At 72.8% G+C, this 25,138-nt stretch carries 22 protein-coding genes and 1 tRNA gene; 14 read left to right on the forward strand and 9 right to left on the reverse strand.

From position 1 onward, the window contains the following. Window positions 1–64: 64 nt before the first annotated feature. Window positions 65–1,582 carry an MFS transporter gene (locus AB0L06_RS14875; protein ID WP_500231527.1) on the reverse strand — a complete coding sequence of 506 codons (1,518 nt, stop codon included), beginning with the start codon at window positions 1,580–1,582 and terminating at the stop codon, window positions 65–67. 128 nt (window positions 1,583–1,710) lie between these two features. On the opposite strand from AB0L06_RS14875, the gene AB0L06_RS14880 reads away from it, so the two are divergent. Then, window positions 1,711–2,373, forward strand: a complete 663-nt coding sequence (locus tag AB0L06_RS14880; protein ID WP_500231528.1) for a TetR/AcrR family transcriptional regulator — start codon at window positions 1,711–1,713, stop codon at window positions 2,371–2,373. Window positions 2,374–2,502: 129 nt separating this feature from the next. Continuing rightward, on the forward strand, window positions 2,503–2,814 hold the full coding sequence (locus AB0L06_RS14885; protein WP_500231529.1) for a hypothetical protein: 312 nt from the start codon (window positions 2,503–2,505) through the stop codon (window positions 2,812–2,814). Between the two features lie 224 nt (window positions 2,815–3,038). On the opposite strand, the gene AB0L06_RS14890 is transcribed toward AB0L06_RS14885, so the two are convergent. Next, complete coding sequence (locus tag AB0L06_RS14890; RefSeq protein ID WP_500231530.1) at window positions 3,039–4,403, reverse strand: ABC transporter permease; 1,365 nt, start codon at window positions 4,401–4,403, stop codon at window positions 3,039–3,041. A gap of 117 nt (window positions 4,404–4,520) precedes the next feature. After that, complete coding sequence (locus AB0L06_RS14895; RefSeq protein WP_500231531.1) at window positions 4,521–5,240, reverse strand: PhzF family phenazine biosynthesis protein; 720 nt, start codon at window positions 5,238–5,240, stop codon at window positions 4,521–4,523. 77 nt (window positions 5,241–5,317) lie between these two features. Between AB0L06_RS14895 and AB0L06_RS14900 the strand changes: the two genes are divergently transcribed. The 5 genes from AB0L06_RS14900 to AB0L06_RS14920 all read left to right on the forward strand — a co-directional run bounded on the left by AB0L06_RS14900 (window position 5,318) and on the right by AB0L06_RS14920 (window position 10,732). Beyond that, window positions 5,318–6,262 (forward strand): TIGR01777 family oxidoreductase, encoded by a 945-nt coding sequence (locus AB0L06_RS14900; protein ID WP_500231532.1) that lies wholly within the window; start codon window positions 5,318–5,320, stop codon window positions 6,260–6,262. Between the two features lie 73 nt (window positions 6,263–6,335). Then, a complete protein-coding gene (locus AB0L06_RS14905; protein ID WP_500231533.1) occupies window positions 6,336–7,106 on the forward strand; it encodes an SDR family NAD(P)-dependent oxidoreductase in 771 nt (256 codons plus the stop codon). 122 nt (window positions 7,107–7,228) lie between these two features. Further along, window positions 7,229–7,966, forward strand: a complete 738-nt coding sequence (locus AB0L06_RS14910) for an IclR family transcriptional regulator (protein WP_500231534.1) — start codon at window positions 7,229–7,231, stop codon at window positions 7,964–7,966. 162 nt (window positions 7,967–8,128) lie between these two features. Then, on the forward strand, window positions 8,129–9,160 hold the full coding sequence (gene hisC, locus AB0L06_RS14915; protein ID WP_500231535.1) for a histidinol-phosphate transaminase: 1,032 nt from the start codon (window positions 8,129–8,131) through the stop codon (window positions 9,158–9,160). 132 nt (window positions 9,161–9,292) lie between these two features. Next, complete coding sequence (locus tag AB0L06_RS14920; protein ID WP_500231536.1) at window positions 9,293–10,732, forward strand: purine-cytosine permease family protein; 1,440 nt, start codon at window positions 9,293–9,295, stop codon at window positions 10,730–10,732. A 75-nt stretch (window positions 10,733–10,807) separates the two neighbouring features. Here the strand turns inward: AB0L06_RS14920 and AB0L06_RS14925 are convergent, their stop codons facing one another. Together AB0L06_RS14925 and AB0L06_RS14930 are read right to left on the reverse strand one after the other, a co-directional pair. Then, the gene (locus AB0L06_RS14925; RefSeq protein WP_500231537.1) at window positions 10,808–11,254 is read right to left on the reverse strand and encodes a VOC family protein; all 447 of its coding nucleotides are present in this window, start codon (window positions 11,252–11,254) and stop codon (window positions 10,808–10,810) included. 29 nt (window positions 11,255–11,283) lie between these two features. Next, on the reverse strand, window positions 11,284–12,117 hold the full coding sequence (locus AB0L06_RS14930; protein WP_500231538.1) for an alpha/beta fold hydrolase: 834 nt from the start codon (window positions 12,115–12,117) through the stop codon (window positions 11,284–11,286). A gap of 251 nt (window positions 12,118–12,368) precedes the next feature. On the opposite strand from AB0L06_RS14930, the gene AB0L06_RS14935 reads away from it, so the two are divergent. Beyond that, complete coding sequence (locus AB0L06_RS14935; protein WP_500231539.1) at window positions 12,369–13,997, forward strand: tannase/feruloyl esterase family alpha/beta hydrolase; 1,629 nt, start codon at window positions 12,369–12,371, stop codon at window positions 13,995–13,997. Window positions 13,998–14,101: 104 nt separating this feature from the next. Here the strand turns inward: AB0L06_RS14935 and AB0L06_RS14940 are convergent, their stop codons facing one another. Together AB0L06_RS14940 and AB0L06_RS14945 are read right to left on the reverse strand one after the other, a co-directional pair. Further along, window positions 14,102–14,302: a hypothetical protein gene (locus AB0L06_RS14940; RefSeq protein ID WP_500231540.1), complete on the reverse strand. Its 201-nt coding sequence runs from the start codon at window positions 14,300–14,302 to the stop codon at window positions 14,102–14,104. Window positions 14,303–14,312: 10 nt separating this feature from the next. After that, complete coding sequence (locus AB0L06_RS14945) at window positions 14,313–15,386, reverse strand: alpha/beta fold hydrolase (protein WP_500231541.1); 1,074 nt, start codon at window positions 15,384–15,386, stop codon at window positions 14,313–14,315. Window positions 15,387–15,604: 218 nt separating this feature from the next. On the opposite strand from AB0L06_RS14945, the gene AB0L06_RS14950 reads away from it, so the two are divergent. Beyond that, window positions 15,605–15,823, forward strand: a complete 219-nt coding sequence (locus AB0L06_RS14950; protein ID WP_500231542.1) for an esterase/lipase family protein — start codon at window positions 15,605–15,607, stop codon at window positions 15,821–15,823. Between the two features lie 6 nt (window positions 15,824–15,829). Next, on the forward strand, window positions 15,830–16,435 hold the full coding sequence (locus AB0L06_RS14955; RefSeq protein ID WP_500231543.1) for an alpha/beta fold hydrolase: 606 nt from the start codon (window positions 15,830–15,832) through the stop codon (window positions 16,433–16,435). A gap of 11 nt (window positions 16,436–16,446) precedes the next feature. Here AB0L06_RS14955 and AB0L06_RS14960 read toward each other — a convergent pair whose 3' ends face one another. Beyond that, entirely contained in the window at window positions 16,447–19,206 is a 2,760-nt protein-coding gene (locus AB0L06_RS14960; protein WP_500231544.1) for a helix-turn-helix transcriptional regulator, read from the reverse strand. A 362-nt stretch (window positions 19,207–19,568) separates the two neighbouring features. On the opposite strand from AB0L06_RS14960, the gene abc-f reads away from it, so the two are divergent. Beyond that, the gene (gene abc-f / locus AB0L06_RS14965; protein WP_500231545.1) at window positions 19,569–21,203 is read left to right on the forward strand and encodes a ribosomal protection-like ABC-F family protein; all 1,635 of its coding nucleotides are present in this window, start codon (window positions 19,569–19,571) and stop codon (window positions 21,201–21,203) included. 171 nt (window positions 21,204–21,374) lie between these two features. Here the strand turns inward: abc-f and AB0L06_RS14970 are convergent. Then, window positions 21,375–21,448 (reverse strand) — tRNA-Ile (locus AB0L06_RS14970). A 155-nt stretch (window positions 21,449–21,603) separates the two neighbouring features. Here AB0L06_RS14970 and AB0L06_RS14975 point away from each other — a divergent pair. The 3 genes from AB0L06_RS14975 (at window position 21,604) to AB0L06_RS14985 (ending at window position 25,071) form a co-directional block, all read left to right on the forward strand. Beyond that, window positions 21,604–22,287: an LppX_LprAFG lipoprotein gene (locus tag AB0L06_RS14975; RefSeq protein ID WP_500231546.1), complete on the forward strand. Its 684-nt coding sequence runs from the start codon at window positions 21,604–21,606 to the stop codon at window positions 22,285–22,287. After that, the gene (locus AB0L06_RS14980; RefSeq protein ID WP_500231547.1) at window positions 22,284–23,837 is read left to right on the forward strand and encodes an MFS transporter; all 1,554 of its coding nucleotides are present in this window, start codon (window positions 22,284–22,286) and stop codon (window positions 23,835–23,837) included. The genes AB0L06_RS14975 and AB0L06_RS14980 overlap by 4 nt, the downstream gene beginning before the upstream one ends. A 244-nt stretch (window positions 23,838–24,081) precedes the next feature. Then, a complete protein-coding gene (locus AB0L06_RS14985) occupies window positions 24,082–25,071 on the forward strand; it encodes an alpha/beta hydrolase (RefSeq protein ID WP_500231548.1) in 990 nt (329 codons plus the stop codon). Window positions 25,072–25,138 lie beyond the last annotated feature (67 nt).

Genomic DNA, 25,138 nt, shown 5'->3' on the forward strand with positions numbered 1-25,138 from the left:
CACGGGACGGTGTTCAGCACGGGACGGTGTTCAGCACGGGACGGTGTTCAGCACGGGACGGTGTTCAGTGAACCTCGGCGGGGGCGGTGGCTTCGGCCGCTGCTCGGGCCTGGGCCGGAGCCGGGGCGGTGGCCGGGCTGCGTCGTTCGGCCAGCGCGGCGTAGACGATCACCGCGCCGACGGCGCTGACGGCGGCGAGGCCCCAGAGGCCCAGGTGCAGTGCGTGGGTGAAGGCGGCGGCCGGCCCGGCGTGGTCGCCGCCGCCCAGGTCCCCGGCGGCGATGCGCGCGGCCAGGTGGTGTGACGGAACCCGGGTCCCGACCAGGCTGACCAGGACGGCCCCGAACACCGTGATCACGATGGCCTCGCTGCCGAGACGCATGGTGTTGAGGAACCCGGCGGCCATCCCCGCGCGGGCGGGCTCGACGAGGCTCATCGCGAGTCCGTCGCCGATGCCGAACAGCACCCCCGCGCCGAGACCCACCAGAAGCAGCGGCCCCGCGATCGCCCACGTGGACGAACCGGGCTCGATCACGGTGAGCCAGCCGTCCCCGACGGCGAACATCAGCAGCGACGCGCCGATCAGCGCCCGCGCGGACACGCCGCGCGTGACCAGTGCCCCCGCGACCGGCGGCGCGGCGAGAACGGGCCCGGTGAGCAGCAGCATGACCGTCCCGGCGCGTCCGGCGGACATGCCGCCCGCGCCGACCAGGTACGTCGGCAGGTAGGTCAGCAGCGTCACGAACCCGAACGTCGTGACGAGCGGGACGAGGCAGAGCGCGAGGAACCGGCGGTCGCGGACGAGCGTCAGGTCGAGCAGCGGCGCCGCCTTCCGGGCCTGGAGCCTCGTGAAGAGCACCAGCAGGACCACGCCGCCGCCCAGCAGCCCCAGCACGGCCGGGCTCACCCAGCCCCACTGCGGGCCCTGCACCGCCCCCAGCACCAGCGCGGCCAGCGCGGCGACGAACATCACCGCGCCCGTCACGTCCATCCGCGGACGCTCCGGAGCGCGCGACTCCGCCAAGAACCCGACGCCGCTCAGCGCCACGATCAGCATCACCGCGTGCAGCCCGAACGTCGCGCGCCAGCCGAGCCCGCCGATCAGCCACCCGGACAGCGTCGGACCGGCGGCCAGGCCGAGCCCCGCCGCGCTCCCCATGGCAGCGAACGCGCGGGTGCGCGCCGCCCCGTCGAACGTGGTCGCCAGGATCGCGCCACCGCTGGCGAACACCCCGGCCCCACCGGCGCCGGCCACCGCGCGCGCCACGTCCAGCGCGACGATGCCGGGCGCCAACGCGGCGGCGACCGACCCCACGGCGAACAGCGCCGCCCCGGCGGCGAACACCTTGCGCCGCCCCACCAGGTCGGCCGTCGTTCCCGCGACCAGCAGGAACGCGGCGAACACCAGGTTGTAGCCGTTCATCACCCACTGCAACGAGGCCCCGGACGCGTCCAGCGCCGTCCCGATCCCGGGCAGCGCGACCGCCGCCCCGGAGATCGACATCGGGACCGTGCCGAACGCCGCGAGCACCACCGCGAGGGTGATTCCCGGACGGGACGGTCGATTCGGATTACTGGCCACAGGCCCACTCCTGGCGACTCAACGGTGACCCCAGCGGCCACCGAGGGGATAGTGCCACCGAGTGGCAAAAGCTGTCAAAGGGCGAAAGCCGTCGAAAGGCGAAAGCCTCCAGGTGGTACGCTGACCGGGTGCCCCAAGCCGTGTCGAACCCCGTGACCGCCGCCGAAGCCGCGCCGGACGAGCTGCGCGCCCTGCCGCTCCGGGAACGCAAGAAGCTGCGCACCCGCCACGCCCTGGCGGAGACCGCGCTCCGGCTGTTCGTCGAGCGCGGCTACGACGCGACCACGCTGGACGACCTCTGCGACGAGGTGGAGGTGTCCAAGCGGACGTTCTTCCGCAACTACCCGTCCAAGGAGGACGTCGCGCTGGCCGCCGACAGCGACCTGTGGTCGGCCTACCTCGACGACGTCGCCGCCCTCGACCCCGAGGGCCCGCTCCTGGACGTCCTGCACGCGGCACTGCACACCACGCTCGCCGCCCTGGAGCCCGACTGGGACCGCCGCTTCCTCGCCACCCGCGACCTCTGCGACACCGTCCCCACGCTCCAGGCCCACAGCCTGCGCTACTGCCACGACACGACGCAGGCCCTCGTCGACCAGGTCAGCGCCCGCCGCGGCGTCCCCTCGGACGACGTCCACCTCCGCCTGGCCATCGAGATCGTCGTCTCCACCTGGCGCACCGCCTCCGTCACCTGGACGGCCCAGCAGGGCCGCGGCGGACGCAAGGCCCTCACCGACCTCCTGAGCGCCACCTTCGCCGAGCTCCCCGCCGCCCTGACCTTCGCCCCCTGATCCCACGGGGGCCTAGGTCCACCCGAAGCGGCGACCGGGGCCCCGTGCCGCGCCGGCCCTCGAATCGCAGGATGAGTTGCAGAGGCCACCGCACCCGCAGCGGCCGATCCCGCGACCAGAGGACCCCCCATGTCCCCCACCGACCACCCGGCCCCGATCGCAACCGAGCCCTCGACCACGGCTGCGGCTGACGACGCTCCTTCGGCCCGGCTCACGCCGCGTGCGGGGACCGTGTCCTGGCTTGGTCCGGACCGGCCCGTCCTGCGCCTGCTCACCGCCGCGTGGCTGGTCGTCAACATGGTGAGCGTGGTGGTCTGGGCGGCCATCTGCGTCACCGGCCTGCATTGGGAGACCCCGTGGTGGATATGGTCCTTCGCCCCTCCCGGCGCCGCCCTCGCCGCCCTCTGGTGGATCACCGACACCCTGCGCAAGGGGCGTTGAGGGCACACCTTCCACCGCGAGATCAACCTGGCCGCGGACGCGCCGCGGCTCGGGCTGCTGCTGGCGTCGACCGTGAAGCATCTGCCACCGCACTTCTACGCCTCCCTAGAAGCGCAGGTGGAATCCACGAGCAGGTGGCATCCGGCGTGGCGCGTCTGACGCGACACGGCCGAAACCGTTGGCCGGGTGGGTTCCCGGCCAACGGTCCTTGTGGTGACGGGTGATCAGCGTGGGGTGGACGTGGGGAGGAGCGGGCCGTTGCGAGCCTTGCGGGTCGCGGCGAGCGTTCCCGCCAGGCCCCCGATGACGCAGGTCGCCAGGAGTCCGCCGTACTGGAACGGCGACCAGTCGAACCACGGCACACCGGTCATCGCCTTGCCCAGCGAGAGCAGGGACAGCATGGCGATCGCGGTGCCGAGCACGACGCCGATGCCGGTCGCGACGAGCGTCTCCCAGCAGACCGTCCGGACGAGCTGGGCGGGCAGCGCGCCGATCTGCCGGAGCAGCCGCAGGCTGTCGCCCCGGTCCGCCATCGCGACGGCCGCCGCGTTCACCACGGCGATCACCGTGAAGACGGTCGCCGACCCCACCATCAGCGGCGCCACCCACGCGGCGGCGCCGGTCCGGATGATGCCCTTCCACGCCGCCTCGGTGCTGGCGGAGAACAGGAACGTGCAGGCCAGCGCCATCGTCAGCATCACGGGCGAGACCATCGGCCAGACGCGTCCGGGGGCGGCGAGCAGGGCGGCGCGGGCGAGCCGTCCGGGGGTCGGGTCGAGCAGGGTCAGCACGGGGCCGAGCATCCGGACCAGGCCGGTCAGGATCACCGGCCCGAGGGCGGCGACGCCCACGCACAGCACCATCGTCGTCCCGAACGCCATCGGCTCGGCGTCCTTGACGCTCATGCGGGTCGTCGCGGCCGCCATCCAGAGGCCGCCGACCAGCGCCGACCCGCCGAACACCAGGCGCGGCAGCGACGTGATCCGCCGCTGGACGTGCGTCTCCCGCAACACCTCCAGCGGCTTCAGCCGCACCGCCCGGCGCGCCGCGCCGAGGGCGGCGACCAGCGTGACCACCGGGCCGACCACGAACGCGAGGACGAACGGCACGGGCGTGATCCGCACCGGGATGTCCGTCGGAGCGAACCCGACCTCCCGGACGAACCCGGCCACGATCCCCGCGTACGGGACGGCCAGCACCGAGCCGAGCACGCTCGCCGAGAGGGCCAGCGTCAGGGCCTCCGCGAGGACGAGACGGCGCAGCTGCGGCGCGGTCATGCCGATCGACCGCAGCAGTCCCCAGGTCCGGCGGCGCCGGACCGCGTGCAGGCCGAGCGTGCCCGCCACGACGAACACCGAGACGAACCCCGACACGAACGCGGACAGGATGAGGATCCCGGTGACGCCGTCCAGTTCGGACTTTCCGGCGCTGCCCGCGACCACGAGGCTGTTCCCGCCCACCAGCACCACGGCCGTCAGCACGGCGAGGAAACAGGCCGCGAACCCGAGCCGGTCGTTCCGGACGTTCCGCCAGGCCAGCCGCAGGATCAGGGGGGCTCTCGGCCCTCCGCACACTCGATCGCTTTTCATGTGCTTGATCATCTTTCGCGGGGCCCCGGCCCGGCTTCGACCGTTCGGGCACAGCGCGCTCCGCCCGCCGGACGACGCGTCCCCGAGGCGGCCCTCCGGGTCTCCCCGAGCCGGCCGTCAGGGCGCGGTTCGGGACGAGTAGGCCGCGTCGAGCAGTTCGCCGAGGTCGGCGGGCGGGTCGTCGACGGCGCAGCGTCCGCCGAGTTCGACGAGCGTGTCGTCCACGGGCCGGACGTGGATGGTCGAACCGCGCCCGTGCAGGACGGTCAGCGGCCGCCCGAGCCGCTGCGCGAGGATCATCGAGGCGCTGCCGCACGCCTCGTCCTCGGGCTTGTCGATGCGCGGCGCCCAGAGCCGGGCGCGGACGGTGCCCTCCGCCTCGTCCATCCAGGCCCAGACCTGCGTGAAGTCCTCACCCGCGGGGAGTTCCGTCAGCGCCTCGATCTCGGCCGCCGACGCCATCGGATAGTGCCGCCACGGCTTGGACCACGCGGCCGGGGCGATGAGGCGGTTGACGCCGGCCGCGTCCCGCGCGCACGCGACGGAGCCCGCCTTGGTCCGGATCTCGCGCGGCGTGTGCCCGCGCCTGTGCAGCACGTCGATCGTGGCGAGCACCGGATGCCCGCCGAACGAGATCTCCAGGCCGTACGAACCGAAGATGCGGATCCGCCCCTGCTCCGCGTCCGACACGAACACCGTCGCCGGGACTCCCAGCCGGACCGCCAGGTCGGCGTACTCCTCGTCGCTCAGCGGCGCGGGCTCGAACACCACCAGGGCAAAAGCGCCGTTCCGGTCATCCGGGCCGATGAACGCACGTACCAACTCTTTGTCCACCACACCGGGCACCCTACCGACGCCGTGACACTCGGCACACCTCCTGTTGAACGCGTTCAATCGAGGACTACAGTGCGGCCATGAAGGTGGTGATTCCCGGAGGATCCGGGCAGGTCGGAGCGATTCTCGACCGGGCGCTGACGGCGGCCGGACACGACGTGACGGTGCTGACGCGCCGTCCTGCGAGGGAGCGCGAGGTCGCCTGGGACGGCCGCACCCCCGGCCCCTGGACGGACGAGATCGACGGCGCCGACGTCGTCGTCAACCTGGCCGGACGCAGCGTCAGCTGCCGCTACACCCCGGCGAACCTCCAGGACATGATGGACTCGCGCGTCCGGTCGACCGAGGTCGTCGGCGAGGCGATCGCCCGGGCCGCCGTCCCGCCGCGGGTGTGGCTGCAGGCGAGCACCGCCACGATCTACGCGCACCGCTTCGACGCGCCGAACGACGAGGCGACCGGCGAGATCGGCGGCCATGAGCCCGGCGTCCCGCGCTACTGGGAGTACAGCGTCCGCATCGCGCGGAACTGGGAGGCCGCCCAGCTGCGCGCCGACACCCCGCACACCCGCCGCGTCGCGCTGCGCTCGTCGATGGTGATGAGCCCGGACCGCGGCGGCATCTTCGCCCACATGCTCGGCATGGTCCGGCTCGGCCTCGGCGGTCCGGTCGCGGGCGGGAGGCAGTACGTCTCGTGGATCCACGACCACGACTTCGTCCGGGCCGTCCTCTTCCTGATCGAGCGCGAGGACCTGAGCGGCGCCGTCAACCTGACGTCCCCGGACCCGCTCCCCTACCGCGAGTTCATGCGGGACCTGCGCGGGGCGTGGGGCGTGCCGGTCGGCCTCCCGGCCACCGCGTGGATGGCGGAGATCGGCGCCGTGGCCCTCCGGTCCGACACCGAACTCCTCCTCAAGAGCCGCCGCGTCACGCCCGGGCGCCTCCTGGACGCGGGCTTCGCCTTCGAGCACGAGCACTGGCCGAGTGCCGCCCACGACCTGGTCGGCCGCGTCCGGGGACGCTCCTAGAAACTCGATGTCACAATTGGGGCGGTCTGTCGCGTCTTGGGGATGGAACAGTTCGGAAGGAACGGAGACGCACATGAGCGGGGACAACGGGCAGCGGAAGATCGCGCTGGTCACGGGGGCGAACAAGGGCATCGGACGGGCGGCCGCCGCGCAGCTCGCCGCGCTGGGGATGACGGTGCTCCTCGGAGCCCGGAACCCGGCGCTCGGCGAGGCGGCCGCCGCGGAACTGCGTCAGGCGGACGGCGCGGACGTCCACGCCCTCACCATCGACGTCACCGACCACGGCACGATCGAGGCCGCGGCGCGGTGGATCGAGGAGCGGTACGGGCGCCTGGACTCCCTGGTCAACAACGCCGGGATCACCGGGTCCGGGCAGATCGCGCCGCAGGACGCCGTCGACCAGCTGCCGTCCTCGGTGGACATCGACATGGTCCGGGACGTGTTCGAGACCAACGTCTTCGGGGTGATCGCGGTGACCAACGCGATGCTGCCGCTGCTGCGCCGGTCGTCCGCGCCGAGGATCGTGAACGTCAGCAGCGGCACGGCGTCGCTCGGCTTCGCGGCGATGCCGGGCGGGCCGCTCTCGGCGCTGCCCGCGTCCGCGGCCTACGGGCCGTCGAAGAACGCGCTGAACGGGCTGACCGTCCAGTACGCCAACGAGCTGCGGAAGGAGGGCATCCTGGTGAACGCCGTCGCTCCCGGCTACGTCGACACCGACATCAACGACCACCAGGGGTTCCTCACGCCCGCCCAGGGCGCGGAGATCCTGGTGCGGATGGCCACCCTCGAGGGCGACTGGCCGACCGCCGGCTTCTTCGACGCGAGCGGCGCCCTCCCCTGGTAGACGCGCGGACCGCGTCACCCCGGAACCCCCCGGAACCCCCCGACCCCCGCCGGACGGCTCACGCCCGGCGGGGTTCCGGTATGTGGGACGGTGTCCGCGTTCACACCGGCGAAGGAGGCCCCTTGAGCACATCCGTCGTCCGCGCGATGCGGATCCTCGACCTGCTGGCGCACAGCGACGAGGCCCTGACGCTGACCGAGATCGCCGAACGCCTCTCCATCCCGAAGAGCACCGCGCACGGCATCCTGCGCGACCTGGTGAGCGAGTCGTTCGTCGCGGTGTCCAAGCCCACGGCGTACGGGATCGGGCTCAAGGCGTTCGAGGTCGGGTCCGCGCACCTGCGGCGGGTCGGGGTCGCGGGGATCGTCGGCCCCGAGCTCGGACGGCTCACGCGGACGCTCGGCGTCACCTCGCACTACGCGATCCTCGACCGGACGGACGCGGTCTACCTGTGCAAGGAGGACCCGCCGGGGCTCGGCGTCCGGCTGGCGAGCTCGGTCGGGGCGCGCCTGCCGTCCCACCTGACCGCCGTCGGCAAGGCCTGCCTGGCATGGGTCGACCCGCTCCTGCTCCCCGAGTACGTCGCGGCCGGGCCCGAACCGTCCACGGCCACCGAGCTGGCCACAAAGCTGGCCGCCGAGCTGGCCGGGATCCGCGCGTGCGGCCACGCCACCGACGCCGGACGGGTCGCGACCGGGATCACCTGCGTCGCGGCGCCGGTCTTCGACCCGGCCGGGTGCCGGGGCGCGGTCGGCGTGAGCTACCTGCCCGGTCCCGGCTCCGACCTGGAGGCGATCGCCGGGGAGGTCCGCACGGCCGCCGCCCGGACGTCCGCGCTCCTCGGCGGACGGCCCGCCTGACCCGCGTCGCGTCCGCGCTGGGCGATCACCGTTGACATTCCGTTGGAACGCTCCTTAGGGTGCCTCAAATTCGCATAAACGATCAGAGTTCGTATATCCGAAAGCGAGGCACCGTCTCATGTGGGCCACCCCCGCCGCTCCCGCCGTCCCCGGGACGCCGGCATGATCGAGCCGCGCCCCTGGCTGAGCCGCATCCAGCCGTACCGTCCCGGCCGGCACGCGCAGAGTTCGGACGGCTCGCTCGCCTCCAACGAGACGCCGCTCGGCGCGAGCCCGGCGGTCGCCCGGACGCTCGCCGAGGCCGCCGCCGGAGCCCACCACTACCCCGACCCCCTGGCGGGCGACCTGCGCGACGAACTCGCGAAGCTGCACGGCGTCGACCCCGACCAGATCCTGGTCGGGAACGGCTCCGACGAGCTCATCTACCTGCTGGCCTGGGCCTACCTCGCGCACGGCGGACACGCCGTCTGCGCCGACCCCGCCTACCGCATGGACGAGATCAGCAGCCAGGTCGTCAACGCCCGGCTGACCAAGGTCCCCGTCCGCGACTGGACGCACGACCTTCCCGCGATGGCCGAGATCGAGGCCGACGTCGCCTACGTCGTCAACCCGCACAACCCCACCGGGACCGTCCTGCCCCGGACGGCCGTGGAGCGCTTCACCGCCGAGAGCCGCGCGCGCCTGGTCGTCGTGGACGAGGCGTACATCGACTTCACCGACGACCCGGACGGCACGACCGCCATGCCCCTCGCCCGGGACGGCCGCGCCGCGGTGCTCCGCACGTTCTCCAAGGTCCACGGCCTCGCCGGGCTCCGCGTCGGCTACCTGGTCGCGGCCCCGGAGATCATCGCGACGCTGCGCAGCATCCGCGCGCCGTTCTCGGTGAGCGGCCTCGCGCAGGCCGCCGCGCTCGCCGCGCTCCGCGACACCGGCCACCGGCGGGCCGTCCGGGAGCACGCGCGCGAGCAGCGGGACGTCCTGACCGGGCTGCTCACCGGCGCCGGCTACGAGGTGATCCCGTCGCAGGCCAACTTCGTCCTGGTGCGGACGCCGGACGAGGAGCGCATGATCGAGAGACTCGCCGCGCACGGTGTCGCGGTCCGTCCGGGCAGCAGCCTGGGCGTGCCGGGCAGCGTCCGGATGAGCGTCCCGTCCGCCCGGGGCCTGGAACTCCTGGAACAGGCCCTCGCCTAGCCCGAACACCCCCCGCCCCGCTCCCCCGTCCTCGTCCCCCGCCTCCCGACGCTCCCGAACCCCCTCGCTCCCGAACCCCCTCATTCCCGAACCACCCGGGCCACCCCACCTCCCCTGAAGGGACCGGACAGCATGGCACCACAGGATCGGCCGCCCACCTCGGTCGTCGAGAGCCGCACGATCGACGTCGTCCCCGACTCCGAGCGGCACGGCACCCCGTTCAACCAGTTCACGCTGTGGTTCGGCGCGAACATGCAGATCACCGCCGTCGTGGACGGCGCGCTCGCGGTCGTCTTCGGCGCGGACCCGCTCTGGGCCGTCATCGGCCTGCTCCTCGGCAACCTGCTCGGCGGCGTGTTCATGGCGCTGCACTCGGCGCAGGGCCCGCGGCTCGGCCTGCCGCAGATGATCTCCAGCCGGGCGCAGTTCGGCGTGCTCGGCGCGATCGTCCCGATCGTGCTGGTCATCGTCATGTACCTCGGCTTCGCCGCCACCGGGACGGTGCTCGCCGGGCAGGCGGTCAACGAGATCGTCCACACCGACTCACGGCCGGTCGGGATCATCGTCTTCGGCCTCCTGACCGCCGTCGTCGCGGTGCTCGGCTACCGGTACATCCACCGCCTCGGACGCGTCGCCACCGTGCTCGGCGTCGTCGGCTTCACCTACCTGATGATCCGCGTCGTGACCACCCACGACGTCGGCGGGCTGTTCGGCGCCAAGTCGTTCGACGGCGTGACGTTCCTGCTGGCGATCTCGCTCGGCGCGGGCTGGCAGCTGACCTTCGGCCCGTACGTCGCGGACTACTCGCGCTACCTCCCGCGGACGACCTCGCCGCGCACCACGTTCCACTGCACCCTCTGGGGCAGCGTGATCGGCTCGCAGTGGGCGATGACGTTCGGCGTCCTGCTCGCGGCCCTGCCCTCCAAGCCCGGCGAGGGCTTCCTGGACAACCAGGTCGGCTTCATGGGCGACCTCGGCGGCAACGCCGCGATCGCGCTGCTCGTCTACCTCGTCATCATCGTCGGCAAGCTGACCATCAACACGCTGAACGCCTACGGCGGCTTCATGTCGATCCTGACGACGGTGTCGGCGCTCAGCGGCGAGCGCAAGGTGTCGCAGCTGGTGCGCACCCTGTACATCACGGGCTTCCTGGCCCTGTCGATGCTCGTCGCGCTCCTCGCCAGCGCCGACTTCCTGACCAACTTCAAGAACTTCGTGCTGACGCTGCTGATGGTGTTCACCCCGTGGAGCGCCATCAACCTCGTCGACTACTACCTGGTCTCCAAGGAGCGCATCGACATCCCGGCCCTGTACGACCCGAAGGGCCGCTACGGACGCTGGAACCCGATCGCCCTGGCCTGCTACGTCATCGGCGTCGTCGCCCAGATCCCGTTCCTGAGCCAGACCCTGTACACCGGCCCGGTCACCAAGATGCTCGACGGCGCCGACATCTCCTGGATCATCGGCCTGGCCCTCACCGCGGCCCTCTACTACCCCCTGGCGCGCCGCCACTCCCGGGCGCCCGCCGAGTCCATCGAGTTCGACTCCCCGCAGCCGACCCCGGCGTCCTGACCCCGGCGTCCTGACCCCGGATCCGCGTCGGCCGCCGTCCTCAGAGGACGGCGGCCGACGCGCGTTTCCGGCGGCTCAGCGGCCCGGGGCGCGCTGAGTGATCTCCTGGAGGAACCAGGCGTTGCCGTCCGGGTCCTCGAAGGAGGCGAAGGTGCCGTAGCTGGCGCGGTCCGGATGGAGCCCCGGGACCCGCTGGTCGGTGGCGAAGCGGTGGAACACACCGCCGCCCTCCCGGAACGGCGCGCCGACCTGGACGCCCCGCTCCTCCAGCTCCCTCGTCGCCCGCTCGATGTCGCGGACGATCAGGTGCAGCCCCTGGAAGGATCCCGGCTCGGCGGGCGTCAGGCCCGTCCCGAAGATGATCGAGCACTCCGAGCCCGGCGGCGTCACCTGGACGACCCGGTAGGCGTCGTCCACGGGGAGGTCGGCGTCGAGGCGGAACCCGGCCTGCCTGGTGTAGAACCGCTTCGCGCGGTCCACGTCGCTCACCGGGATGACGACGACTTCCAGCCTCATGTCCATGCTTCTGCTTCCTTCCAGCGGGTGGTGGATCAGCGGGTGGCGCGCGCGGCCTGCTCGATGGCCGACGCCACCACGCCCGGGTGCGAGACCGCGACCGCGTGGGACGCGTTCACCTCGGTGACGTGGGCGTGGGCGCGCTGGGCCATGAAGCGCTGGGCCGCGACGGGGATGTTCATGTCCTGCTTGGCGATGACGTCCCAGGAGGGCTTCTCGTGCCATGCGGCGACGGTGGCCTTCTCGGCGAGCGCGGCCTCCGTGATCGGCCGCTGCTCGGCGGCCATCAGGGCGGCCTGGCCCGCGGGAACGTCGGCGGCGAACTGGTGGTGGAACTTGTCCTGCCGGATGTACAGGTCGGTTCCCTCGGCGCCGTCCGGGCCCGTGACCGGGACGGGCTCCACGGCGTCCGGAAGGGTCGAACCGGGGAACAGGCCGGCCAGGTCCTGCGCGCTCTCGCCCGGCTCCGGCAGGAAGGCCGCCACGTAGACCAGGGCCTTGACCTGCGGGTTCTTGGCTCCGGCGGCGCTGATGACCGAGCCGCCGTAGGAGTGCCCGACCAGGATGACCGGGCCCTTGACGTGGCTGATCACGCCGCGCAGCGCGGACGCGTCGGACGCCGGGCTCCGCAGCGGGTTCGCCGCCGCGACGACCGGGAAGCCGTCGTGGCGCAGCTTCTTGATCACGCCGTTCCAGCTCGAGGAGTCCGCGAAGGCGCCGTGCTCGAGGACGATCGTCGGCTTCGGCTTTCGGTCGGCGCGCGGCGTGGCGTTCGCGGCGTCCGCGATGGCGAACGCGCCGAGGGTCCCGGCGGCGATGACGGCGGACGCCGCGATACGGCGTCCATGGGCCTTTCTGATGCTGAACATGACTGATGCCCCCCATTTCATTCAGCGGATGTGCGGATTCCATGGTGTTCCCGGAACGTTCCGGCGGCATCGGTCATTCGACGGATGAATAGCGGATTCCGCGCGGGCAGCCGAATGACTGAACCCGTGACTCAGGCACCGGACGGTTGAGCGTCAGCTGACTGATGTGCGGGGACGGCGCGCAGGTCAGAGTGGTGGCATCCACCCGGCATGCGCCGAGTCGCGCATGCCCGTCCCCCTTGGAGAAATACATGAGAAAACGTTGGCTACTGGCGGTCGCGGCGGCCGGAGTGCCGCTCGCCGGGGCCGCCTTCCTGCCGACGAGCGCTTCGGCGGACGCCACGCGCGCCGCTTCGTCCTCGCCGGGATTCGCCTGTTCGTCCGTCCAGCTGAAGGCGCCGGCCGGGACGTCCGTGGAATCGGTCTCGGCGGTGAGCGTGCCCGCGGGCGCCTACCAGGTCCCGGGTCAGCCGCCGCTGGGCGGGTTCCCGGTGCCGGACGTCCCGGCGCGCTGCGACGTGACGGTCACGCTGACCCACCCGGGCGACAACGACCACGCCAAGGTGAAGGTCTGGCTGCCGCAGAGCGGCTGGAACGGCCGGTTCCAGGCCGTCGGCGGCGCCGCCTACGCCGCCGGGGACTACGCGGACCTCGCCAACGCGGTCAAGCAGGGCTACGCCGCCGCGACCACGGACGCCGGGGTCGGCGGGGGCCTCGACACCAGCTGGGCGCTCAAGGGCGGCAAGCTCGACACCGGCCTGCTGAAGAACTTCGCCGACCGCTCCCAGCACGAGATGGCGCTCGTCGGCAAGCAGGTCGTCGCGGGCGTCTACGGCAGGGCCGCGTCCTACGCCTACTGGAACGGCTGCTCGACCGGCGGACGGCAGGGGTACATGGAGGCCCAGCGCCACCCCACCGACTTCGACGGCGTCCTCGCGAACGCGCCCGGCGTCAACTGGAACCAGTTCGAGGTCGCGACCCTGTGGCCGCAGGTGGTGATGAACGAGGAGGGCGCCTACCCGACGCCCTGCGAGTTCGACGCCTTCAACAAGGCCGCGGTCAAGGCGTGCGACGCGCTGGACGGCGCGAAGGACGGTCTGATCTCCGACCCGGCCCGCTGCGCCTACGACCCGCGCGAGCTGATCGGCGCCAAGCTCGTCTGCGACGGCAGGGACGTCACGATCACGGCCGCCGACGCGAGGGTCGTCCGCAGGATCTGGGACGGCCCGCGCACCCGCTCGGGCGAGCGGCTCTGGTACGGCCTGCCGATCGGCGCGGACTTCCGCTACCTCGCCGCGTCCACGACCGACCCGGCCACCGGGACCGTCCACGGCGCGCCGTTCTTCGTGCCGTCGACCTGGGTGTCGACGTTCGTGAAGAAGCAGCCGTCCTTCGACACGGCCACGCTGACCTATGACGGGTTCACCCGGGTGCTCCAGCAGGCCCGCGCCGAGTTCGACGACGTCATCGGCACCCGCGACGCGGACCTGACGGCGTTCCGCGACGCCGGCGGCAAGCTGCTCACCTGGCACGGCGGCAACGACCAGCTGATCCCGACGGCGGGCACGGTCGACTACCGCGAGCGCGTCGACCGCCGGATGGGCGGGACGGCGCGGGTGGACGGTTTCTACCGGCTGTTCCTCGCGCCCGGCGCCGACCACTGCGGCCTGAAGGGCGGCAATAGCGACGACCTCGCCGCCCTGACCGCCTGGGTCGAGCGCGGCGTCGCCCCGGACACGCTCCCGGCGACGCTGACGACCGCCACCGGCCAGACCGTCAAGCGGGACCTGTGCCGGTACCCGCTGGTCTCCCGCTACACCGGAAAGGGCGACACGGCGTCCGCGGAGAGCTTCCGCTGCATCACCCCCGCACGGCACTGACCAGCCAGAACACCAGAGCCCGCACCTCCCGGGTGCGGGCTCTGCCCTGTTCGGCCCCCGGCCTGTTCGGGCTGTGGCCTGTTCGGGCTGTGGCCTGTTCGGGCTCAGACCCCGAAGTCGGCGGCGAGGCAGGAGAACCTGACTCCCAGGCCGTCGGGGTCGTAGACGTCCGCCATCGGGTTGGGCGAGGCGACCGGTTTCTCCTCGACCGTGTCCTTGAGGGCGACGCGTTCGGGCAGCGCCCCGAACCGGGCGTGCCGAACGGCCGCCGCCGTGCCGGTCTCTGTGCCGGTCTCGTCGTTCATCATGGCCTCCTCACAGATGGTCGGCGTCGACGACGGCCTGCGCGAAGGCCGTCGGGGCCTCCTGCGGCAGGTCATGGCCGACGCCCTTGAGCAGCCGGTGCCGGTACGGGCCGGTGAAGAAGCGCCGGTACCCGCTGCCATCGCCGGGCGGCGGCAGGAACGGGTCCGCCCCGGGATCCAGCGTGATCGTCGGGACGGCGATGGACGGCTGCGCGGCCAGCGCCTTCTCGTACCGGTCGTACCGCCGCTCGCCGTCCGCCAGGCCGAGCCGCCAGCGGTAGTTGTGGACGACGATCGCGGCGTAGTCGGGGTTCCGGAACGCGGCGGCCGTCCGCTCGAACGTCGCGTCGTCGAACCTCCAGGTCGGCGAGACCTCGTCCCACACGAGACGGCACAGGTCGTGGCACTTGCGCTCGTCCTGCATGGCCTTCCGGCCGCGCTCGGTGGCGAAGTAGTACTGGTACCACCAGGTGTGCTCGGCCTTGGGCGCGATCGGTTCCCTCTGCGCCTCGACGTCGGTGATGAGGTAGCCGCTGACCGAGACCAGCGCCTTGACGCGCTCCGGCCACAGCGCCGCGATGATGTCGCCCGTCCGCGATCCCCAGTCGAACCCGGCGAGGACGGCCCGGCGGATCTTCAGGGCGTCCATCAGCGCGACGATGTCGACCGCGACGGCGGCCTGCTGCCCGTTGCGGAAGGTCCGTCCCGACCGGAACCTCGTCGTCCCGTGTCCGCGCAGGTAGGGGACGATCACGCGGTAGCCGAGCCCGGCGAGCAGGGGCGCGACGTCCACGAAGCTGTGGATGTCGTACGGCCATCCGTGCAGGAGCACGACGGCGGGCCCGTTCCGGGGCCCTGCCTCGGCGTACCCGACGTCCAGCACCCCGGCTCTGACCTTCTTCATCGTCGCGAACGACGTGTGCGTCCCCGGCCTGATCACCGGGACGGTCGGAGCGGGACCGCCGCCGCTCACGCGGGGTGTGTCGGCGACGGCCGCGGGGGCGCCGCCCGGCGCCGCGACCGGGACGGCCGCCGCGCCCACGCCCAGGCCGACCGCCTTGGCGAACGTACGTCTGTCGATCATGTTCGACCTCTCGTGGTGGATACCGGCGTGTCCACTCTTCGCCCGGACGGCGGCGGACACATCCGTCACCTGACGCCGGGGCGGCCCGAGGACCGGAGGCCGCGGCGTTCAGTCATCTGACTATTCCCACGAGGCGGCGAGTGGAAGATCCTTGTCCTCCGCCGCGAACCCGGACCTGATGGTCGAAGCGGACGGACAGTCCGTCGGAAGGCCAGGTCGTGACCCCAACACCCGTCGTCCTCGTCCATGGCGCGTGGCTGCACGTGTCGTCCTGGACGCCCTGGGCGGAGCACCTCGCCGGACGGGGCTACGCGGTGACCGTCCCGGCCTGGCCGGACGAGGCGGACACCGTCGCGGACGCCCGCCGCGACCTGTCCCGGCTGAGCGGCCTCGGCCTGGACGCGCTGACCGCGCACGTCGAGACGGTCGTCCGCTAGTTCGACGTGCCGCCGGTCCTGATCGGGCACTCGGTCGGCGGGCTCATCGCGCAGCACCTCCTCGGGAAGGGCCTCGGACGGGCGGCCGTGGCGATCGCGCCCCTGCCCGTGGACGGCGTCGCCCTGCCCGCGTCCCAGACCCGGCTGTGGCCGATGATGTCCGGCGACCCGGCCGACCGGTACGGCGTCGTGCCGCTGCTGCCGCCGCACTTCCAGCACGTCTACGCCAACACCGTCGGCCGGGACGAGGCCGCGAGCCTCTACGACCGCCACGTCGTCCAGGCCCCGGCACGACTGCTGGTCGAGCTCGGCTTCGACTTCCCCGGCGCCGACGAGGTCGACGGCACGGCCTGCGCGTCGGCGTCCGTCGACACGTCCAACGCCGACCGCGGCCCGCTCCTGCTCGTCTCCGGCCAGGAGGACCGGATGGTCGCGGACGAGGTGACCCGGTCGGTCTACAAGCTGTACGGCGACTCCACCGCGGTGACCGACCTGAAGCAGTTCGCCGACCGGGGCCACTCGCTGGTGATCGACTCGGGCGGGCGCGCGGTCGCCGACCACGTCCTCGGCTGGCTCGCCGACCAGGGCCTGGGCCCCCGGACCCGCGACTGACCGTCAGCCCGTCAGCCCGTCTCGGTCGTCCCGTCCGTCTCGCCCGCCCTGCTCAGGGCGTCGCGGAGCGCGGCGCGCGTGGTGATGCCGAGCTTCGGGAAGATCCGGTACAGGTGCGAGCCGACCGTGCGCGGCGACAGGTGCGTCCGCTCGCCGATCTCCTTGTTGGTGAGGCCGCTCGCGGCGAGGTCGGCGATGCGGCGCTCCTGCCAGGTCAGCGAGGCCAGGTTCAGCGTCGAGGCGCGCGGCGGGACGCCCGTGGCGCGCAGTTCGGCGCGCGCCCGCTCCGCCCACTTCACCGCGCCGAGCAGCTCGAACGCGTCGACCGCGCGGGTCAGCAGCGGCCCGGCCGCCGCCCGGCCCCGGACGTGCCGGACCCGGAACCCGTGCGCCAGCCGTATCCGCGCCAACTCGAACGGGAACCGTCCGGCCGCGGGCAGGGCCTCGGCGCGCGCGAACATCTCCTCCGCCTCCGCGTCGTCCTCGGCGGTCATCCCGAGCGCGCCGTAGGTGATCAGGGCGAGGCGCGGCGAGATGCCCGGAAGGCGGGCGTCGCGGGCGGCGAGCGCGTGCCGCCGGGCCTCCTCCGTGCGGCCGGTGTGCAGGGCGGCCTCGACGAGGTCGAGCAGCGACCGCGACGCCTGCTGCGCGTACGGGACGAACGTCCCCGGCGGGGTGACGCCGATGGAGTAGAGGTAGGCGGCCTCGTAGTCGCCGGAGCTCAGCGCGGTGACCGCGCCCGCCGCGTCCGCCATCCGGGTCAGCAGGCCGACCCCGCGCGGACGCGCCCAGGCGTCGAGCATCGCCTGCTGGTCGCGGGCCCGGCCCGTCTGGCCGCGCATCGCCGCGAGCAGGGCCAGGCAGGCGCGCCCCTGGTGGACGAACAGCTCGTAGCCGTGCTCGGACGCGAGGTCCAGGGCGCGCTGCGCGGTCCGTTCGGCGTCGTCCCACTCCCCGGCCGACATCTGGTCGAACGCGATCAGCAGCAGCATGACCATGCCGCTGGCGACCGCGCCGGTCTCCAGCTCACGGTCGACCACGCGCTGGAGATGCGCCCGGTACTCGCTCAGGACGTCGAGGTGGTACGCCGCGACGGCCAGCCGCGTGACCTCCCACGGCTCCAGCTCCGCGAGACCCGCGGCTGCCTCCTCGACCGGCCCGCGCCAGCCCTCGCCATGCCGGACGACGTCGCCGTAGGTGTCGGCGAGCATCCGCGCCCGCCCGGACACCGGGTCGTCCAGCGAGTCGAGGAGCGCCCGGGTGCGTTCCCACAGCTCACGGTCCCCGGCATAGTGGCTGGTCCCGAGCAGGTGGTCGACCAGGCGGGCGCGCACCTCCTCGGGAAGACCCGTCCAGTCGTCGCGCAGGCCCTCGATCGCCGCCGTGAGCTGCCGGTGGCTGGACCGCACGTCGCCGTCCAGGTAGAGCGCCTGGTACGCCGACGCCAGGACGGACGCCGGGGACTGGGCGGACCCCGGCGCGGGATCGGACAGCACGAGCCGCCGGGCCTGGCCGAGCCGCGCGGCGTGCCCGGCGATGAACGCGGCGTCGGCGAGCCGCCGGGACCGGTTCGCGTGGTTCTCGCTCAGCTCGGCGGCGCGGGTCAGCCACGTCACGGCCGCGATCGCGCCGCCGCGCCGGGTCGCGGACTCGGCGGCCGACTCCAGCACCGCCGCGACGTCCTCGTCGGGGTCGACGGTGGCCGCCGCCAGGTGCGCCGCCCGCCGGTCGAGGTTCGCGCGGTGCACCTCCGCGAGCGCGGCGTGCGCGGCGCGCCGCTGGTTGGGTGTGGCCATCTGGACGACGCTCGACCGCACCAGCGGATGCCGGAAGGTGAAGTCGCCGGTCGCCGGGTCGACCTCGAGCAGGCCGACGTCCACGGCCTGGTCGACGTCGCGCATCCGGTAGCGCGGGCCGCCGGACGCCGCGGCCTCGCCCGCCCGCGCCCCGACCCCGTCGAGCGCGCCTTTCAGCAGCTCGGCGCGGACCTCGTCGCCAAGCGCGGCGATGCGCGCGCCGTAAAGGCTCTGCAGCCGCCTCGGCAGCGGGACGCCGAACCCGTCCTCCGGACTGATCGTGGCGACGTGCGAGGGCAGCTCCAGCAGGGCGAGCGGGTTCCCCCGGGCCTGGTCGAGGACGACCCGGCGGAACCGCTCGGGCAGGCCCGGGTGCCGCTCGTCGAGGAGGCGCTCCGAGGCCTCGTCCGCGAGGGTCCCGACCTGCGCCTCGGGCAGCGCGGCGGTGTCGAACCTGGACGCCGCGTCCGCCCGGACGCCCACCAGCAGTTTCACGGGGCACGCGGTGAGGCGGCGTCCCACGAACCCGCAGACGTCGGCGCTCGGGTCGTCCAGCCACTGGCCGTCGTCCAGGACGAGCAGCAGCGGCTGCTTCGCGGCCACCGCCGACAGCAGGCTCAGGACCGCGATGCCGAGCGTCATCACGGACGGCGGCGCGCTCCGGGCCTGCCCGAAGACGGCGTCGAACACGGCGCGCGTGCCGTCGTCCAGGCCGTCCACCTCGGGCAGCAGTAGATAGAGCAGCTGGTGCAGCCCGGCGTAGGGCAGCTCGGACTCGGCCTCGACGCCGGTCGCGCGGATCACCAGGTGGCCGTCCAGGGCGGCGAGGTCGGCCGCGTGGTCGAGCAGGGCGCTCTTGCCCACGCCCGCCTCGCCCCTGAGGACGAGCGCCCGCCCGCCGCCGGACATGACGAACTCCGACAGCCGCGCCTGCTCGTCCTCCCGGCCGATCATCGGCTTCGTGGCTTCCACCACCCCATCCGCTCCCTTCGCCGCAACGGGTTCCATCCTGGACGAACCTGCGCCGTTTCGAGAATTCCGAGGTGATCTGGACCGCATCCGCCCCCTCGGCCCCGCCGTCCGGGAATGCGTCGACCGGACCGTCCGTTAGTATCGGTACGGACCAGCGGCACGATGATCGTGCCGGCGTGCGGTCCGTCCTTCTGGAGGAGTTCCCGACATGGTGAGTGACGACGACATCTCGAGCTGAGATGCCCGGGCGTCCGGGCGCGTTCTGATCAATCTCTGATCCGCGACCGGCTCAGCGTCGTCCCTGTTCACCTTTCCCGTGTTCCAGCCGTTCCGTGCTGCGCGGGTGTTCTCCCAAGGACTCACGCATGTCCGTATCTCCCATCATCGTGTCCGGCCTGTCCTTCACCTGGCCCGACGACGTCCCGGTCTTCCAGAACCTCACCTTCAGCGTCGACGCCGGGCGCGTCGGCCTCGTCGCGCCCAACGGCGCGGGCAAGAGCACGCTGCTGCGCCTGATCAGCGGCGCCCTCACCCCGACCGCCGGGTCCGTCACGGTCGAGGGCGTCCTCGGCTACCTGCCCCAGGACCTCCCGCTGACCGCCGGCCGCACGGTCGCCGACGTCCTCGGGATCGCCGAGGTCATCACCGCGCTGGACGCCATCGAGTCCGGCGACACCGACGAGCGCCATTTCACCGCCATCGGCGACGACTGGGACATCGAGGACCGCGCCCGCGCCGAGCTGGAGCGGCTCGGCCTCGGCCACATGTCCCTGCGCGACCCGCTCGACCGGCTCAGCGGCGGCCAGATCGTGTCGCTCGGCCTCGCCGCGCTCCTGCTGAAGCGTCCCGACGTCCTGCTGCTGGACGAGCCGACCAACAACCTGGACGTCGACGCCCGCCGCAAGCTGTACGACCTGCTCGAAGGCTGGCGCGGCTGCGTCCTGGTCGTCAGCCACGACCGCGAGCTGCTGGACCGCATGGAGCGCATCGCCGAGCTGTCGGACGGCGAGGTCCGCTTCTACGGCGGCAACTACACCGCCTACGAGGAGGCCGTCGCGACCGAGCGCGAGGCGGCCGAGCGCAACCTGCGCAACGCCGAGCAGGAGCTCAAGCGCGAGAAGCGCGAGATGCAGCAGGCCCGCGAGCGCGCCGAACGCCGCGCCAGCAACGCCGCGAAGAACCTCAAGGACGCCGGGCTTCCCAAGCTGTTCGCGGGGAACATGAAGCGCAGCGCCGAGAAGGCCGCGGGCAGCGCCCAGACGATGCACGCGTCCCGGGTCGGCGACGCGAAGGAGCGCGCGGACGAGGCCGCGCGGGCCGTCCGGAACGACCAGAGCATCGCGCTGGAGCTGCCCGGCACCCGCGTCCCGTCCGGACGCACCCTGTTCGTCGGCGAGAACCTGCGCAAGCGCCTCGGCGACACGGACATCTTCGCCGGCGACGGCGCCGACCTGGCGATCCGCGGCCCGGAGCGCATCGCGCTGTCCGGGGCGAACGGCGTCGGCAAGTCGACGCTGCTGCGGCTCGTCCACGGCGACCTCGAACCCGACTCCGGGACCGTCCGGCGCGCGGACGGACGCGTGGCCTACCTCTCCCAGCGCCTGGACCTGCTCGACGACGACCGGACGATCGCGGAGAACTTCGCGGCGACCGCGCCGTCCCTGTCCGACGCGCAGCGCCTCAACATCCTGGCGCGGTTCCTGTTCCGGGGGCAGCGCATCCACCTGCCGGTGCGCGTGCTGTCGGGCGGCGAGCGCCTCCGGGCGACCCTCGCGTGCGTCCTGTACGCCGAGCCCGCCCCGCACCTCCTGCTGCTGGACGAGCCGACCAACAACCTCGACCTCGTGAGCGTCGGCCAGCTCGAGAACGCCCTGAACGCCTACGAGGGCGCGTTCATCGTGATCAGCCACGACCAGCGCTTCCTCGAGCGGATCAAGGTCGCCCGGCGCCTCACCCTCGCGGACGGCCGCCTGACCTCGGTCGAGAACCTCACGCCCTGACCCGGCGAGGAGACGGGCGCCCCGGACCGGCCCTCCCGGCCGGTCACCGTGGGGCGCCCGCCTCACCCGGCGCAAGGCTGATCAAGATCTTGAAGCTCCGCTGAGGAGGGTCCCAGGGCGGGGATCGGGGGGCGGCGCGTTCTCGCGTGGGCGCGCCGACAGGGTGGATTGTAGGGCGGGCGGGACTCGAACCCGCGACCCAGGGATTATGAGTCCCCTGCTCTGACCGGCTGAGCTACCGCCCCTTGAGCGACCCCCGTGATGGTGGTTTCTCTGGGGGCGTGCCGGGGGTCATCTTAGCGGGGGGACGTGGCGGGGGCCACTGTAGTTCTCACGGGTGGGGGCGAATCATACCTGGTGCTGAGTGACGGGCCCGGTGACGGTCGGTAGGGTCCGGGCTATGTCCAAGGTTGTTCGGCGGTTCGTGGTCGTGGTGTTGGCCCTGCTCGTGGTGGGGGGCTGCAAGGGTGGTGGCGGCTCCAAGGAGGCCAGCGCGAATTTCGACGCCGGGCAGGTGGTGAAGCAGTCGGCGGACGCCATGGGGAAGGTGACCAGCGTCGCGGTGACGCTGCGGACCGCGGGCGATCCGGGGCTCCTGATCCACGGCGGCGACCTGAAGCTGCTGAAGAACGGGGACGGTCAGGGCACGGTCCAGCTGTCCAAGTCGGGGTCGACCGGGGAGATGCAACTGGTCGCGGTCGGCGACTCGGTGTACATCAAGGGCGTGACCGGCAAGGACTGGCGGAAGGTGCCGAAGGTCCTCGCGGGGACGATGTACGACACCTCCGCCGTCCTCGATCCGGACCGGGGCGTGGCGAAGATGCTGACCTCGATCACGGACCCGAAGGCGCAGGCCGAGGAGAAGGTCGACGGCAAGGACTGCTACCGCGTCGGCGGGACGCTGTCCAACGCGTCCATCGCGAAGATCGTGCCCGGGGTCGACGGTGACCTGGCCGGGCAGCTGTGGATCGACAAGGCCTCGCACCGGCTCGTCCGGGTGAAGGGGACCATGCCCAAGGGCGGCTCGGCGACGATCGACTTCACCGAGTACGACCAGCCGTACAAGATCAGCGCGCCGAAGTGACCGTGACGGCCGAGGCCCCGGTGCGCGCGGACGGCCGCCGCCGCACCGCGATCGGGGTCGGCGCGACGGTGGTGCTGCTGGCCTCGCTGGACGCCTATGTGATCTCCACCGTGCTGGTGACGATCGTGAACGACCTGGGCGTTCCGGTGAACCGGCTGGAGCGGATCACCCCGGTGATCACCGGGTTCCTGCTCGGGTACGTGGCGGCGATGCCGCTGCTCGGGCAGCTGTCGGACCGGTTCGGACGGCGGGCCGTCCTGCAGGTGTGCCTGGCGCTGTTCGCGGTCGGTTCGCTGGTGACGGCCGTCGCCGGGAAGTGGCCGGCGCATCTGGAGGGCACGGACGCGGTCTGGGCTCTGACGTCCGGACGGGTCGTCCAGGGTGTCGCGGGCGGCGCGCTGCTGCCGGTGACGATGGCGCTCGCCGGGGACCTGTGGCCGGAGCGGAACCGGTCGGTCGTGCTCGGCGCGGTCGGGGCGGCGCAGGAACTCGGGAGCGTCCTCGGGCCGTTGTACGGGGTGGGGATCGCGGCGGCGCTGGGGTGGCGGGCGATCTTCTGGATCAACGTGCCGCTGACCCTGGTGGCGATGGTCGCGGTGCACTTCTCGGTGCCCGGCGGGCGGCCGCGCGAGCGGGCGCAGGGCGTCGACGTGGTGGGCGGCGTCCTGATGGCGCTCGGGCTCGGGCTACTGGTCGTGGGCCTGTACAACCCGGATCCGCAGAAGTCGGCCCTGCCTCCGTGGGGGTGGGCGCTGCTTCCGGCGGGGCTGGTGGCGCTGGTCGTGTTCGTCCTGTGGGAGATCAGGGCGCGGACGCGGCTGTTCGACCTGTCCGGGGTCCGGCGCGGGCCGCTGCTGGCGACGCTGGGCGTGAGCCTGCTGTCCGGGGCCGCGCTGATGGTGACGCTCGTGGACGTCGTCCTGGTGGCGCGCACGCTCCTCGGCAAGGACGACGTCGGCGGCGCACTGCTGCTGACGCGTTTCCTGGTGGCGCTGCCGATCGCGGCCGTGGGCGGCGGATGGCTCGCCCACCGGTTCGGCGAACGCCGGCCGATGGTCGCCGGGATGCTGGTCGCGGCGCTCGGGTTCGCGCTGGTCGCGACCTGGCCGACGAACGCAGCGGACGCGTCGTACGGCCCCCTCCCCCGCGTGGACGTCGACCTGGTCGTGACCGGGCTGGGCCTCGGCCTGGTGATCGCGCCGGTGTCGTCGGCGGTGCTCCGGTTCGTCCCGGCGGCGCGGCACGGTGTGGCGTCGGCGGCCGTGGTCGTGGCGCGGATGATGGGGATGCTGCTCGGCATCGCCGCGCTGTCCGGGTGGGGTTTCTACCGGTTCGGGGTGCTGACCGCGCATCTGGAGATGCCGCTGCCGTTCGACGAGGGCTTCACGAAGAAGTTCGAGGCGTACAAGGTCGCGCTGAAGGACGCCCTGCACACCGAGTACACGGAGATCTTCTGGATCACGGCCGGACTGTGCCTGCTCGGCGCGATCGTCGCCCTCGCCGTCCGCCCGGCACGCGAAGCCGACGGGGCCCCGTCCGAAGCCGAGTGAGCCCACACGAGAACCCGCGCGGCGGATCGATGTGAACTGGAACACAGTCGCGTGCGTCGAATTCCGTAGTCATGTGACAAGGCGCCGCCGAACGTCACGTTCATCGCGTCCGATCCCTTGACATGGTGATCGTCGCGGTGCGAGGTTGACGCCAGGTCGCCCGAGTGACCGCTTGGTCACGACGGCGTCCCCGCCGGCCGTCCGGGCACAGGGCGACCGCGACCGCGCACCGTGGGGAGACGTGATGGACCCTCTCGTGGAGTCCCGGCCCGGCACGACCGTGCGGTCGCGGCTGACGGCGCGCGGGCTGCGGCTGACGGTCGGCCCGCTGCTGTCGGTGTGGCCGCTGTCCCTGCACGGGCTGCGTCCGGCGGTCGCGATCGACCTGGCCGCGCCGCTGGCCCTGCCGACGCCGCGCTGGGCGGACGTCGAGCCCGTGTCGTTCGGCGAGTTCCACGGCGAGTGGGTGCGCGCGCCGCACGCCCCGTCCGACCGTGCGGTCCTCTACTTCCACGGCGGCGGCTTCTTCTCGTGCGGGCTGCGCACGCACCGCCGGATGATCGCGCGCATCGCCGCGGCGGCCGGCGCGCCCGTCCTGTCCGTCGCCTACCGCCAGCTCCCGGACGCGCCGCTCGCCGTGTCGATCGGGGACGCGGTGACGGCCTACCGGTGGCTGCTCGACCAGGGGTATCCGGCCGAGCGGATCGTCATCGCGGGCGACTCGGCGGGCGGGTTCCTCACGTTCGCGGCGACGCTGCGCGCGATGGCGGACGGCCTGCCGCGTCCGGCCGCGCTCGTCGCGCTCGCGCCGCTCACCGACCTGGACGACACCGCGAAGCTCGAGCACGCCAACGCCCAGCTGGACGCCTACCTCCCCGCGCGCCGGGTGCGCCGCCTCGCGTCGCTGCTCACCGAGACCGCCGGTCCGCTCGACCCCGCCGTGTCCCCGGTGAACGGCGAGCTCGGCGGCCTGCCGCCCACGCTGATCCAGGTCAGCTCCAGCGAGATGCTCTTCCCGGACTCCGAACTGATGGCCGAGCGCCTCACGGCCGCCGGCGTCCCGTGCCGCCTCCAGGTCTGGGAGAACCAGGTCCACGTGTTCCAGGTGTTCGCCGACCTCGTCCCGGAGGGCCTGGCCGCGTTGCACGAGGTGGGCGCGTTCGTCCGCGAGCACACCGAGCCCCGTGCCGCCCCTTCGCGGTCCCGCCGCCGTCCCCGCACCGCCGCCGCCTGAGACTGGACGCGGTGTTCGGGGGAAGCCTCGAACGCACCCCTGGCGGCACAACACTGTGAGGCGACGG

Source organism: Spirillospora sp. NPDC052269 (genome assembly GCF_040679435.1).
Lineage (GTDB): Bacteria > Actinomycetota > Actinomycetes > Streptosporangiales > Streptosporangiaceae > Spirillospora.